Annotated in this window: 12 protein-coding genes; 4 read left to right on the top strand and 8 right to left on the bottom strand. The window is 55.1% G+C overall.

The genetic code is table 11. The annotated features are described in order from the left end of the window. Nucleotides 1–113 precede the first annotated feature (113 nt). Nucleotides 114–827 carry a DUF554 domain-containing protein gene (locus tag HMPREF3096_RS21045; RefSeq protein ID WP_008806478.1) on the bottom strand — a complete coding sequence of 238 codons (714 nt, stop codon included), beginning with the start codon at nt 825–827 and terminating at the stop codon, nt 114–116. A gap of 419 nt (nt 828–1246) precedes the next feature. Here HMPREF3096_RS21045 and HMPREF3096_RS21040 point away from each other — a divergent pair, with 419 nt between their 5' ends. After that, nucleotides 1247–3385, top strand: coding sequence for an ornithine decarboxylase (locus HMPREF3096_RS21040; protein ID WP_008806477.1), 2139 nt, complete (start codon nt 1247–1249; stop codon nt 3383–3385). Nucleotides 3386–3427: 42 nt separating this feature from the next. Here the strand turns inward: HMPREF3096_RS21040 and HMPREF3096_RS21035 are convergent, their stop codons facing one another. The 4 genes from HMPREF3096_RS21035 to mutY all read right to left on the bottom strand — a co-directional run bounded on the left by HMPREF3096_RS21035 (nt 3428) and on the right by mutY (nt 7366). After that, nucleotides 3428–4681, bottom strand: coding sequence for a nucleoside permease (locus tag HMPREF3096_RS21035; protein ID WP_032731250.1), 1254 nt, complete (start codon nt 4679–4681; stop codon nt 3428–3430). Nucleotides 4682–4872: 191 nt separating this feature from the next. Further along, on the bottom strand, nt 4873–5955 hold the full coding sequence (gene mltC, locus HMPREF3096_RS21030; protein WP_012540557.1) for a membrane-bound lytic murein transglycosylase MltC: 1083 nt from the start codon (nt 5953–5955) through the stop codon (nt 4873–4875). A 48-nt stretch (nt 5956–6003) separates the two neighbouring features. Beyond that, a complete protein-coding gene (locus HMPREF3096_RS21025) occupies nt 6004–6279 on the bottom strand; it encodes an oxidative damage protection protein (protein WP_004105744.1) in 276 nt (91 codons plus the stop codon). Nucleotides 6280–6307: 28 nt separating this feature from the next. Then, the gene (mutY, locus tag HMPREF3096_RS21020; protein WP_008806473.1) at nt 6308–7366 is read right to left on the bottom strand and encodes an A/G-specific adenine glycosylase; all 1059 of its coding nucleotides are present in this window, start codon (nt 7364–7366) and stop codon (nt 6308–6310) included. 136 nt (nt 7367–7502) lie between these two features. Between mutY and trmB the strand changes: the two genes are divergently transcribed. Genes trmB through HMPREF3096_RS21005 form a run of 3 tightly spaced genes read left to right on the top strand, consistent with a single transcriptional unit; the run spans nt 7503 to nt 9318 of the window. Then, entirely contained in the window at nt 7503–8222 is a 720-nt protein-coding gene (trmB, locus tag HMPREF3096_RS21015) for a tRNA (guanosine(46)-N7)-methyltransferase TrmB (RefSeq protein ID WP_002916627.1), read from the top strand. Continuing rightward, nucleotides 8222–8548 (top strand): YggL family protein, encoded by a 327-nt coding sequence (locus HMPREF3096_RS21010; protein ID WP_012967224.1) that lies wholly within the window; start codon nt 8222–8224, stop codon nt 8546–8548. Before trmB ends, HMPREF3096_RS21010 begins: the two co-directional genes overlap by 1 nt. Before the next feature lie 50 nt (nt 8549–8598). Further along, a complete protein-coding gene (locus HMPREF3096_RS21005) occupies nt 8599–9318 on the top strand; it encodes a YggN family protein (RefSeq protein WP_008806471.1) in 720 nt (239 codons plus the stop codon). A 47-nt stretch (nt 9319–9365) separates the two neighbouring features. On the opposite strand, the gene HMPREF3096_RS21000 is transcribed toward HMPREF3096_RS21005, so the two are convergent. Genes HMPREF3096_RS21000 through HMPREF3096_RS20990 form a run of 3 tightly spaced genes read right to left on the bottom strand, consistent with a single transcriptional unit; the run spans nt 9366 to nt 12203 of the window. Beyond that, on the bottom strand, nt 9366–10667 hold the full coding sequence (locus HMPREF3096_RS21000; RefSeq protein ID WP_022064843.1) for a TRAP transporter large permease: 1302 nt from the start codon (nt 10665–10667) through the stop codon (nt 9366–9368). Next, on the bottom strand, nt 10667–11170 hold the full coding sequence (locus tag HMPREF3096_RS20995) for a TRAP transporter small permease (protein ID WP_032731249.1): 504 nt from the start codon (nt 11168–11170) through the stop codon (nt 10667–10669). The genes HMPREF3096_RS21000 and HMPREF3096_RS20995 overlap by 1 nt, the downstream gene beginning before the upstream one ends. Nucleotides 11171–11216: 46 nt before the next feature. Then, the gene (locus tag HMPREF3096_RS20990; protein WP_032731247.1) at nt 11217–12203 is read right to left on the bottom strand and encodes a TRAP transporter substrate-binding protein; all 987 of its coding nucleotides are present in this window, start codon (nt 12201–12203) and stop codon (nt 11217–11219) included. Nucleotides 12204–12386: the final 183 nt, after the last annotated feature.

Here is a 12386-nt window from a genome sequence, read left to right as displayed (position 1 = left end):
ATCCGGGCAACGGGGCGCATTAAACCGTAATCGCCGCGCCTCGTCAACGAAATTTATCTGTTTTGCAGCAGACTGAACAATCTATCACCACATTGCGCTAAAAGCACGCGTCTTCAGGCAAAAAACAGCGTCCAGGCCGCTGAAATTGGCATCGCCAGCACCAGCGCAGGCAGCATATTCACCACGGCAAACATTTTTATCCCGCAGATGCGCAGCCCGGTGGCCACCAGCAGCATACCGCCGACGGCGCTGAAATCCGCCAGCATCATCGGGGTAGTAAGCGGCATAATGATCGCCGCGCAGGCCGCAAGAGTCAGCTGGATGAGCAGCATCGGCACGCTGATGGCGGCGACGGCAATGCCCAGGGTGCAGGCGAAAATGGTGGCAGTGAAAAAGTCGAGAAACGCTTTAGCAATCAGAATGCTGGCGTCGCCAGTCATCCCTTCGCGCATGGCGCCGAAGACGCCGGTGCCGCTGGCGCAGAACAGGACGATAATCGCCACATAGCTCTGAATATAAGACTCATGAGCCGAAGCCTTTTTCTTGCCTTTCGCTGACATCAACTGCTGGAGTTTACTGACCAGCGTATTGATGCCTTTTTCCATATTGCATATTTCGCCGAGCAGCGTCCCCACCAGGGTCGACAGCACCATCACTGGCAGATTGGCGCACTTAATGACCAGTAAAATGCCGATGCCTAATGACGCCAGGCCAAAAATTGAGGTCATTGATGTGCGGATCCGTTCCGGCAACCGTTGACTGAGCAAGGCACCCAGCACACCGCCGACCAGCACCGCGCTGGCGTTAATAAAAGGTCCTGTAACCACGCTGACTCCTGTTAAATATCCCTGATAACCGCATTATTATGACGTTAACCCGCCGTGAAAGCTTGTGTATCCGTGATATAAGTGCATACGGTTTTCATCTTGCGCCTGTTCGGGAAAGGTGCCATGATTGCGCGAATTTTCTCCTCCCTGATATGAGGCCGCCGATGACGACACTGCCATTATCTCGCCAGCGACGTCGCGCACAGATGCGCGGGCTGCCTCATCTTGCTACGCTTACTCCTCTGTTCACCATGCGGTGAAGGACACGTATGCTCACTGTAGGGCAACAGTAAGATCGGACGCGTCTGCTTTTACTGATGTCCGGCGGTCGGAGCTGAAATCCGTCAGACCCGGACACATCGTTGGGCAAGGTTTCCTTGTCTGAGATTTTTACACTCCCGATACGGGCATTTGCGCTTATGAAATCCATGCACATTGCCGCCAGCTGCGAGCTGGTCACCCGCTTGTCCACCCACCGTCGCGTTGTGGCGCTGGACAGTACCGATTTTACCGATGTGGCGGCAGTCGTCATCACCGCGGCGGACAGTCGCAGCGGCATCCTTGCTCTCCTCAGACGCAGCGGATTTAATCTGCCGGTCTACCTGCTGAGTGAGACGGCGGTCGAGAGGCCAGAGGGGGTGCAGGCGGTGATCGCCGGTAAAGATCAGGAGTGGCTGGAGCTGGAGGCGGCGGCCTGTGATTACGAAGCGCGTCTGCTGCCGCCGTTTTTCAATACTCTGACCCAGTACGTTGAGATGGATAACAGCACTTTTGCCTGTCCGGGGCATCAGCACGGGGCGTTTTTCAAAAAGCACCCTGCAGGCCGTCAGTTCTATGACTTTTTTGGCGAAAATGTCTTTCGCGCCGACATGTGCAACGCCGATGTGAAATTAGGCGATCTGCTGATCCACGAAGGGTCGGCCAAGCACGCGCAGAAGTTCGCTGCGAAAGTGTTCAATGCGGATAAAACCTACTTCGTCCTCAACGGCACCTCGGCGGCCAACAAAGTCGTGACCAATGCGCTGTTGACCCGCGGCGATCTGGTGCTGTTCGATCGTAACAACCACAAGTCAAACCATCACGGGGCGCTGATTCAGGCGGGGGCGACGCCGGTCTATCTTGAAGCCGCGCGCAATCCGTTCGGTTTTATCGGCGGCATTGACGAGCGCTGCTTTGATGAGCATTACCTGCGGGATCTCATCCGCGAAGCGGCGCCTGAGAAAGCCAATGCCTCCCGCCCGTTTCGTCTGGCGGTGATCCAGCTGGGGACCTACGACGGCACGGTCTATAACGCCCGCCAGGTGGTGGATAAAATAGGCCACCTCTGCGATTACATCCTGTTCGACTCGGCGTGGGTGGGCTATGAGCAGTTTATCCCGATGATGGCCGACTGCTCGCCGCTGCTGCTGGAGCTGACCCCGGACGATCCGGGTATTTTTGTCACCCAGTCCGTGCACAAGCAGCAGGCCGGCTTCTCACAGACGTCGCAGATCCATAAAAAGGATAACCATCTGCGCGGCCAGGCGCGTTTCTGTCCGCACAAGCGGCTGAATAACGCCTTTATGCTGCATGCCTCCACCAGCCCGTTCTATCCGCTGTTTGCCGCGCTGGACGTCAACGCCAAAATTCATGAAGGTGAGAGCGGCCGCCGCCTGTGGGCCGAGTGTGTGGCGCTGGGCATTGAGGCGCGGAAAGCGATCATCGCTAACTGCAAGATGATCCAGCCCTTTATTCCGCCAGTGGTGGCGGGGCGTCCATGGCAGGATCACCCGACCGAGGCGATCGCCCGGGAGCGTCGCTTCTTCAGCTTCGAACCCGACGCGCGCTGGCATGGTTTTGAGGGCTATGCGGACGACCAGTATTTTGTCGACCCATGCAAGCTGTTGCTGACCACCCCGGGCATTGACGCTGAAAGTGGGGAGTACAGTGAGTTTGGCATCCCGGCAACCATTCTGGCGCATTATCTGCGTGAAAACGGCATCGTGCCGGAGAAGTGCGATCTCAACTCGATTCTGTTCCTGCTGACGCCGGCGGAGAGCGCCGAAAAAATGGCGCAGCTGGTGGCGATGCTGGGGCAGTTCGAACAGCATATTGAGTCGGATACGCCGCTGGCTGACGTGCTGCCGACCATCTACAACAAATATCCGGTGCGCTATCGCGATTACACACTCCGCGAGCTGTGCCAGGAGATGCACGATCTGTACGTCAGCTTTGATGTGAAGAGCCTGCAAAAGGAGATGTTCCGTAAACGGAGCTTCCCGCGCGTGGTGATGAATCCGCAGGATGCTAACCGCGAATTTATCCGCGGCAACGTGGAGCTGGTGCGTCTGAGCGAAGCGGAAGGCCGCGTCGCGGCTGAAGGGGCGCTGCCCTATCCGCCGGGGGTATTATGCGTGGTGCCCGGCGAGATCTGGGGCGGGGCAGTACTGCGCTATTTCCTCGCGCTGGAGGAGGGGGTCAATATGCTGCCGGGCTTCTCACCGGAGCTGCAGGGGGTTTACAGCGAGACGGATCCGGATGGCATTAAGCGGCTGTATGGCTACGTGCTGAAGGGATAAAAAACGCCCCGCTGAACAGGCGGGGCGTTTTGCTTTTGACGATCACGCGCTCTGCTGCGCGGCGGTCGGTTGTCTGACGTGTTTGTATTTGAACAGCGCCACGAAGGCAAAGGCCAGCACCAGCGAATAACCGGCGAAAATCAGCCACACGCTTTGCCAGTCAGTGATCCCCTCGACGGTAAAGTGCTCAACCACTTTGCCGCTCACCATCCCGCCAAGAATACAGCCGAAGCCGTTGGTCATCATCAGGAACATCCCCTGGGCGCTGGCGCGGATTTCCGGACGAACCTCTTTCTCAACGAACACCGAACCGGAGATGTTGAAGAAGTCGAAGGCGCAGCCGTAGACGATCATCGACAGCACCAGTAGTACAGTGCCGAACGGTGTCGGGTCGCCAAAGGCGAACAGGCCGAAGCGCAGCATCCACGCCACGATACTAATCAGCATCACGTTCTTAATGCCGTAGCGGCTAAGGAAGAACGGGATGGTCAGGATAAACAGCGTTTCGGAGATCTGCGAAATCGACATCAGCACTGACGCGTGCTCGACGATAAAGCTGCCGGCAAACAGCGGATCTTTATCGAAGCTATGCAGGAAGGTGTTGCCGAACATATTGGTGATTTGCAGTTCGGCACCGAGCATCATCGAGAAGATAAAGAAGATAGCCATGCGCTTGTTTTTAAACAGCGCAAAGGCGTTAAGCCCCAGCATCTCCGTCCAGCTTTGATTGCGCTGGGCGTTGGCGACCGGAATAGGCGGCAGCGTCAGGGTGAACAGCGCCAGCAAGACCGACAGCGTCGCGCCAATGTACAACTGCATATGGCTCAGTTCGAAGCCCGAGAAGCTGACGCCCCACATGGCGAGGATAAAGCCGATGGTGCCCCAGATACGAATTGGCGGGAAATCGGTGACGATATCCAGCCCCGCCGACTGCAGGCGATAGTAAGAGATGGTGTTAATCAGCCCCAGCGTCGGCATATAGGCCAGCGAGTTGAGGAGGATCACAAGGAACATCTCGCCCGGCGTGGTGACCTGCGCCGCCAGATACAGCGTTAACGCGCCGACCAGGTGGCAGATGGCGTATACCCATTTGGCGCTGATCCATTTATCGGCGACGATGCCGAGCAGCGTTGGCATCAGGACGGCGGCGATGCCGAGCGAGCTATACACTGCGCCGATTGCCGCGCCGTCAAACTTCAGCGTGACAAACATGTACGAGCCGAGCGTGGTCAGCCAGCTCCCCCAAAGGCAGAACTGCAGGAACGACAGTATTTTTAGCTGCAGCTTAAGATTCATGTATTTATCCTCACGAATGTGGGCTTGTTATGTTTATTAAATAACATAACCGCCGTTATTTTGATGCGATTCTATCATTCAGGGGTGAGAAGCTTCTGTTAACTGCCGCAGAAAATCGAAAAGATATTACGAAGTATGTCCTATAAAAAAGAGAGGCCCAGTGCGATGTCCGGGCCTGTAAGAGAGGGGGGTTATTTGCGGCGATAGCTTTTCTGCGCAGTGTTAACTTTATACAGATACCGGCGCGATTCGGCCGACGGATGGCGGGTGGTGAGCGTCTGGTAGACGTCGCCTGGCGCCATGCTGTTAATGATGTTCGCCGCCTGGACTTTATCGCTGGAGAACACGCGCAGTACGCTGCCGGCGCCGCCGTTATAGGCGGTGATCACCGCGTAGCGACGCGAGGTGGGGTTATCGATGCCGGCGAGATAAACATTGTTCAGCATCGCCAGATAAGCGGTGCCGGTATCGATGTTATTCGCCGGGTCAAACAGATAGCTGCGGCTCGGCAGGCCGGATTTGCCCTGCGAACGGAAGACGTCTTTCCCCGCGCTGTGCTGGACGACCTGCATCAGCCCCATGGCATCCGCGTGGCTCACCGCATAGGGGTTAAACGATGATTCTGTTTGCATAATCGCAAGGATCAGCGACTCATCAACGCCGTATTTACGCGAGGCCTGGCGCACCATGCCGAGGTATTTATGCGCACGTTTGTCGAGGTGGTTTGGTACCAGGTTGATGGTGATGCTGTAGATCACGCGCAGGCCATTGTTGCGGCTCTTGAGGCGGGTTTGCAGCAAATAATCGGCGTAGCGCGCGGCGCGCCACTCCCAGCGAATCGACGCGCCGGTGTTATCCACCACCTGACCATAGAGGAACGGCTCTTTGGAGATCTGAATATCATCGACGTCGGAATAGAGGTCAATGGAGTTGGGGTCATCGCCCATCAGCAGCGTTTTGATGATCGCCTGGCGCAGTCGTCCGCGCGGATCGGTGCCCGCGATGGTCTCGACGGTGATCGTCCCGGCATCAAAGTTGATGTGGCTGCGGGTTTGATATTGATCGGTATATTTAACGTAGTCCTTCGGCCCGGCGAGCAGGACTTCGTTATACCCCCAAATGTTCTCGATGTTATGGGCAAACTGGCCCATCAGGATATCGAATCCGTTCGTGTCCTTGACCCAGGCCTCGTTGTATTCGGTGCCTTTTTTATTGGAGCTGGAACACGAAACGAGCAACGGCGCAATCAGCGCGAGCGCTAAGTATTTTTTCATCATTCCGGGCGTGCGTGTTGTGTTTGTTTTTAAAAGGCCGCAGGGCCCTTACTGTTTTTCCGGCGGCGTGTAGCCTTCGATATGCACGTCTTTCCCTTCAAACAGGAACTGCACCATCTCCTGCTCCAGCAGCTTGCGGTGCTCCGGGTTCATCATGCTGAGTTTTTTCTCGTTGATCAGCATGGTCTGCTTGTGCTGCCACTGCGCCCAGGCTTCTTTGGAGATTTCGTTGTAAATGCGCTTCCCGAGTTCGCCCGGATAGAGCTGGAAATCCTGGCCGTCCGCTTCACGCTGCAGGAAAGTACAAAAAATGGTTCTGCTCATAATCACTCCTCTTTGATAGCCGAAAAATTTATACCGGCGTTCCGGCTTTTAACTGTTGCAACAAGCGCTCCACGGGGGCCGCCAGTCCGACCGACGGCGGCTGCGCTAAGTTATACCAGAGTGCGTTGCCTTCATCCATGCATGCGCCAGATGAGTGCACTGTAAGCCACATCGGCACAATATCCAGGTGGAAATGGCTGAAAGTGTGGCGAAAGGCGGTTAATTGCGTCAGATTATCGGCCTTTATCTGACGCTGCGCCAGCCACTCGCGCAGCTCCGCTTCGTCTGCAAACTGCGGAAAACAGAATAGTCCGCCCCACAAACCCACCGGCGGACGCTGGGAGAGAAACACCTCGTCGCCGTGCTGCATCAGCAGGAAATAGCCGGTGCGTTCCGGGATGGTCTGCTTCGGTTTTTTACCCGGATATTCCGCCCATGAATGATTCGCGTAGGCCACGCAGCCATTGCTCAACGGGCACAGCTCGCACTTCGGCTTCGAGCGGGTGCAAACCATCGCCCCGAGATCCATCATCGCCTGGTTGAAGCGTTCTACCCCTTGCGCCGGGGTCACCTCTTCGCTGATATCCCACAGCCGTTTTTCGACCTCTTTTTTTCCCGGCCAGCCGCTGACAGCATAGCAGCGGGCGAGCACGCGCTTCACGTTGCCGTCGAGAATCGGATAATGCTGACCGAGCGAAAGCGACAAAATCGCCCCTGCCGTTGAACGCCCGACGCCGGGCAGCGCGGCCACTTCCTCAAAGGATTGCGGGAAGATGCCGCCATGCTGTGTCGCCACCTGCTGAGCGGCTTTATGTAAATTGCGCGCCCGCGCGTAGTAGCCAAGGCCGGTCCACAGATGCAGCACCTCATCCAGCGGCGCGTTGGCTAAATCAACCACCGTTGGAAAACGCGCCATAAAGCGTTCAAAATACGGGATTACCGTGGTCACCTGGGTTTGTTGCAACATCACTTCGGAGAGCCATACTTTGTAGGGCGTCTTGGCGATTTGCCAGGGCAGGGTTTTACGCCCGTATTTGTCGTACCAGTCCAGGACCTGGGCTGAAAATTGCGCGGCGAGAAAAGTCAAAGCTATGGCTCCGGGATCGCGATTACAGGGTGGCAGATTGCAGCACAAGGGCGAGTGGCTGTAAACCCTTGCATCCGCCGGGTAACTTTGGATAATGCCCGTTTTCCGAACACTTTCACTAGCAGACTTAACTTTTATGAAAAACGACGTCATTTCTCCGGAATTCGATGAAAACGGTCGCCCGCTGCGCCGTATTCGTAGCTTCGTCCGTCGCCAGGGGCGCCTGACGAAAGGGCAGCAGCATGCGCTGGATAACATTTGGCCGGTGATGGGCGTTGAATTCAACGATGCGCCACTCGATTTCGCTGCCCTGTTTGGCCGCGACGCGCCGGTCACACTAGAAATTGGTTTCGGCATGGGGGCTTCGCTGGTGGCGATGGCGAAAGCCAAACCGGAACAGAATTTCCTCGGCATTGAAGTGCACTCCCCGGGCGTTGGCGCCTGTCTGGCTTCTGCTGAAGAAGAAGGTGTGCAAAATCTGCGCGTGATGTGTCACGATGCGGTGGAAGTGCTGCATACCATGATCCCGGATAACTCACTGAATATGGTGCAGCTGTTTTTCCCTGACCCGTGGCATAAAGCGCGTCATAATAAACGTCGTATCGTGCAGCCGCCTTTCGCTGAGCTGGTCAAAAGCAAACTGAAACTCGGCGGCGTCTTCCATATGGCGACCGACTGGGAAGCCTATGCCGTGCATATGCTGGAAGTGATGTCCTCGCTGGAAGGCTATCGTAACCAGTCGGCAAGCAACGATTACGTACCGCGCCCGGAATCGCGCCCGGTAACCAAATTTGAACAGCGTGGCCATCGTCTCGGCCACGGCGTATGGGACTTAATGTTCGAGAGGGTGAAATAATGGCCAAGAATCGTAGCCGTCGTCTGCGTAAAAAAATGCATATCGACGAGTTTCAGGAGTTAGGCTTCTCCGTCGCCTGGCGTTTCCCGGAAGGGACCACCGAAGAGCAGATCGACCAGACGGTCAACGATCTGATCGAAGAGGTGATTGAGCCGAACAAGCTGGCCTTCGACGGCAGCGGCTATCTCTCCTGGGAAGGGCTCATCTGCATGCAGGAGATCGGTAAGTGCACTGAAGAGCATCAGGCCATCGTACGCCAATGGCTGGAAGCGCGTAAGTTAGAGGATGTGCGCACCAGCGAACTTTTTGACGTCTGGTGGGACTAAGTTTGACAAGGGTCGGCAACTGCCGGCCCGTTTTGTCTTAAGGGAGTTTTATGATGCGTAAAACGCTGCTGGCGGTGGCGCTCTCCGTCACCGCTTTGTCTGCCCATGCGGACTACCAGTGTAGCGTCACGCCGCGTGACGATGTGATCCTCAGCCCACAGCAGGTGCAGGTGAAAGGGGAAAACGGCAATCTGGTGATAAAACCGGACGGCAACCTGACCTTTAACGGTAAAACCTATACTCTGAGCGCTGCCCAGCGCGAGCAGGCGCAGGACTATCAGGCCAGTCTGCGCAGCAGCCTGCCGTGGATTGACGAAGGCGCGCGCTCGCGAGTCGAAAAAGGCCGCAAGGCGCTGGATAAAATCATTACCGAACAGGTTGGCGCCAACAGCAGCATGCATGGTCGCCTGACCAAGCTGGATGCGCAGCTGAAAGAACAGATGAACCGCATCATTGAGCGCCGCAGCGATGGCCTGACCTTCCACTATAAAGCTATCGACCAGGTACGTGCCGATGGTCAGCAGCTGGTGAATCAGGCGATGGGCGGCATTCTGCAGGACAGTATTAACGAGATGGGCGCGAAAGCAGTGCTCAAAGGCGGCGGCAACCCGCTGCAGGGCATTCTCGGCAGCCTCGGCGGCCTGCAAACGGCCATTCAGGATGAATGGAAAAACCAGGAGGCCGATTTCCAGCAGTTTGGTAAGGACGTCTGCAGCCGGGTGGTCTCGCTGGAGGATAGCAGGAAATCGCTGGTTGGCTCGTTAAAGTAAGTTGATTTCGCTACCTGCGCCTGCAGGTAGCGGTTAGGCTCAGTCGATCACATCAGCCCCAGCAGCTGTGGAATAAACAGTGAGATCTGCGGGATATAAACAATCATCATCAGCGCGATCAGCAGGGCGGCGTAGAACGGCAGCAGCGGTTTGATGAGCTGCTGAATTTTAACCCCTGAAATGGAGCAGCCGACAAACAGCGCGCTGCCTACCGGCGGGGTCAGCAGGCCGATGCACAGATTGGCGACCATCATGATGCCAAAATGGACCGGGTTCATGCCTAAATCCTCAGCGATGGGGAGAAATATTGGCGTAAAAATCAGTACTGCTGGGGTCATATCCATAAAGATACCGACGATTAACAGCACGATGTTAATCAGTAGCAGGATCACCAGCGGATTTTCAGAAAACCCCATGAGCGCATCGCTTATCATGTAGGGAATATCGGCATTGGTCATTGCCCACGACATGCCGACGGAAAAACCGATCAGCAGAAGGACGATAGACGTCATCACCACCGATTCAAGGATCAGCTTTGGCAGGTCGCGCCATTTGACTTCCCGATAAATCAGCACTGAGAGGATAAAGGTGTAGACCACGGCGATGGCGGAAGCTTCAGTGGCGGTGAAAATACCGCCGAGGATCCCGCCCATGACAATAATGACCAGCAGCAGGCTGGGCAGGGCGTCGAAAAAAGCCTTTGCCGCCTGGGCGCAGGTCGGGCGCTCGGAAACCGGATATCCGCGGTGTTTAGCGATACCAGCGCAGACCAGCATGATGGACAGACCCATCAGAATGCCCGGCAAATAACCGGCCATAAACAGCGAGGCGACCGAGACGCCGCCGGCCGTCAGAGAAAAGACGATCAGCACGTTTGATGGCGGAATGAGCAGGCCCGTGATGCAGGATGAAACGTTTACCGCCGTGGAGAATGCCGGATCGTAGCCTTTCTGCGTCTGAATGGGATTGAGCGTCCCCCCTACCGCAGCGGCGGCAGCGACCGCCGAACCGGAGATCGAGCCGAACATCATATTGGCCAGCACGTTGACGTGTCCCAACGATCCGGGTACCCGCCCAACCATCACCTGCGCCAGATTGATGAGGCGTATAGCAATTCCCCCGCTGTTCATCAGGGTACCGGCAAAGATAAAGAAGGGGATAGCCAGCAGCGCGAAGTTATCGAGTCCGTTCGCCAGGCGCTGAGCAACGGTAATCACCGCGATATCCCAGGGAAACATCAGCAGCATTGAGCCGACGGTAGCAAGACCGATGGAAAAAGAGATAGGTACGCCAATAAAGACCAGAATAAAGAACGAGCCAAACAGCGTCAGTGCAATATAGCTATCCATTAATTTGCTCCTGCTTCTGAATGTTTCATGTTTTTTAGACCGTTGCTGATAAAACACAACGCGTAAAACATCATCATGATGCCGGTGAGCGGCAGGATCAGATACACATAGCCCATCGGGATCTGCATTGCGGCTGAGACCTGGGCGGTCGACAGCGTTTTTTCAATCAGTTTTACGCCGCCGGTAACAATCACTGAGCCAGCAAACAGAAAGATAAGCAGATTGATAATGACGCTGAGCAGTGCCTGCTTGCGGGAAGAGAGCATCAGCGTAAGTAAATCGATCGCCAGATGACGCTGGGCGCCGACGGTATAGGCCGCACCCAGTAGCCCGACCCAGATCATTAAGAAACGCGCCAGTTCATCGGTCAGGGTGCTAGGCTGGTTGAGCACGTAGCGGCTGAACACCTGCCAGACGACGCAGAAAACCAGCGCAATCATTACGACGACAGAGAATGCGGCGATGGTGCGGTCCACCGCCAGCTTTATGCGGTTAAGTATCATCATTGATTTCCTGGTGAAAGCGGGCCAGCGGCTGGCCCGTTAAAGGTTATTCAGCGGCAGCGTCAAATTTGGCCAGCAGAGCGGCCTGTTTTGGATCTTTCTTAAAGTCATCAAATAGCGGCTGCACGGCGGCGCGGAACGGCGCTTTATCCACTTTGATAATTTCGCCCCCCAGGGCTTTGGCCTGAGCGCGGGTATCGGCGTCGATCTTCTGCCACAGCTGTTGCTGATAAACCTCTGAGGCTTTGGCCGCTTTGACCAGGATTTGCTGCTGTCCCGGCGTCAGTTTGTCCCAGGTTTTGCTGGAGATAACGAGGAAGTCAGGGATGGAGGCATGCTCATCTTCAGAGAATACTTTCGCGATTTCGATATGGCGAGTCTGCACCCAGGAGGGCACGTTATTTTCCGCGCCGTCCACCACCCCTTGCTGCATGGCGGTATAAACCTCACCAAAGGGGATTGGTGTCGGGGAGCCGCCCATTAATTCAATCATTTTTAAGGTTGTCGGGCTGGCCTGCACGCGGATCTTCAGTCCTTTTAAATCTTCCGGTTTGGTGAAGGGCTTTTTGGCATAAAAACTTCGGGTTCCGGCGACATAAGCGGAAAGGGCAAAGAATCCTTTCTCTTTCGTCGAATCCATTATTTCCTTGCCCGCTTCTCCGAAGACCACCTTATTGAAATGATTTTGATCGTTAAACAGGAACGGTAAATTATATATCGCATAGATATTATCAAATGACTCCAGATCGCTGGCGGAACCTTTGGTCAAATCCAGCGCGCCATTTTGTAATAACTCCATCGTTTCTCGTGCGCTGCCCATCTGGCTACTGGGGTAAATACGAATCTTCATATTACCGTCAGAAAGTTGGTTTACCTCTTTGGCCATCTCTTCAAACGCCTGATGCACCACGTGACTGCGTTCAAGGTTATGTGCCAGTTTTAACGTGATTTTTTCAGCTGCGCTGGCTCCTGAAGAGAATAGAGCAAGCAAAGATATTGCTATCAGAGAACGAGAAAAAGCGTATTTTTTCATAAGTTGGCTCCATGCACTTGTGGTAATTGGTCAATATCTTAAGCGTCATGCTTTGTTTCTGTATGACATATTATCCTTGTTGTCGTACATCTTTAAGCTGCCTGACTCACACTTTTTCTCAATGAGGCACTGAAATAACGGCTTTTATGGCTTCAATTATATTTGGTTTCTATAAATAAAAGT

Source organism: Klebsiella sp. HMSC25G12 (genome assembly GCF_001807705.1).
Taxonomy (GTDB): Bacteria; Pseudomonadota; Gammaproteobacteria; order Enterobacterales; family Enterobacteriaceae; genus Klebsiella; species Klebsiella variicola.
Note: the sequence above shows the minus strand (reverse complement) of the source record. Positions and strands in the feature narration are given on the sequence as shown.

What these genes read in the sequence shown, in the direction of transcription:
- HMPREF3096_RS21040 (WP_008806477.1), top strand. Translation starts at nt 1,247, where the DNA reads ATGAAATCCATGCACATTGCCGCCAGCTGCGAGCTGGTCACCCGCTTG.
- HMPREF3096_RS21035 (WP_032731250.1), bottom strand. Translation starts at nt 4,681, where the DNA reads ATGAATCTTAAGCTGCAGCTAAAAATACTGTCGTTCCTGCAGTTCTGC.
- mltC (WP_012540557.1), bottom strand. Translation starts at nt 5,955, where the DNA reads ATGAAAAAATACTTAGCGCTCGCGCTGATTGCGCCGTTGCTCGTTTCG.
- HMPREF3096_RS21025 (WP_004105744.1), bottom strand. Translation starts at nt 6,279, where the DNA reads ATGAGCAGAACCATTTTTTGTACTTTCCTGCAGCGTGAAGCGGACGGC.
- trmB (WP_002916627.1), top strand. Translation starts at nt 7,503, where the DNA reads ATGAAAAACGACGTCATTTCTCCGGAATTCGATGAAAACGGTCGCCCG.
- HMPREF3096_RS21010 (WP_012967224.1), top strand. Translation starts at nt 8,222, where the DNA reads ATGGCCAAGAATCGTAGCCGTCGTCTGCGTAAAAAAATGCATATCGAC.
- HMPREF3096_RS21005 (WP_008806471.1), top strand. Translation starts at nt 8,599, where the DNA reads ATGATGCGTAAAACGCTGCTGGCGGTGGCGCTCTCCGTCACCGCTTTG.
- HMPREF3096_RS21000 (WP_022064843.1), bottom strand. Translation starts at nt 10,667, where the DNA reads ATGGATAGCTATATTGCACTGACGCTGTTTGGCTCGTTCTTTATTCTG.
- HMPREF3096_RS20995 (WP_032731249.1), bottom strand. Translation starts at nt 11,170, where the DNA reads ATGATACTTAACCGCATAAAGCTGGCGGTGGACCGCACCATCGCCGCA.
- HMPREF3096_RS20990 (WP_032731247.1), bottom strand. Translation starts at nt 12,203, where the DNA reads ATGAAAAAATACGCTTTTTCTCGTTCTCTGATAGCAATATCTTTGCTT.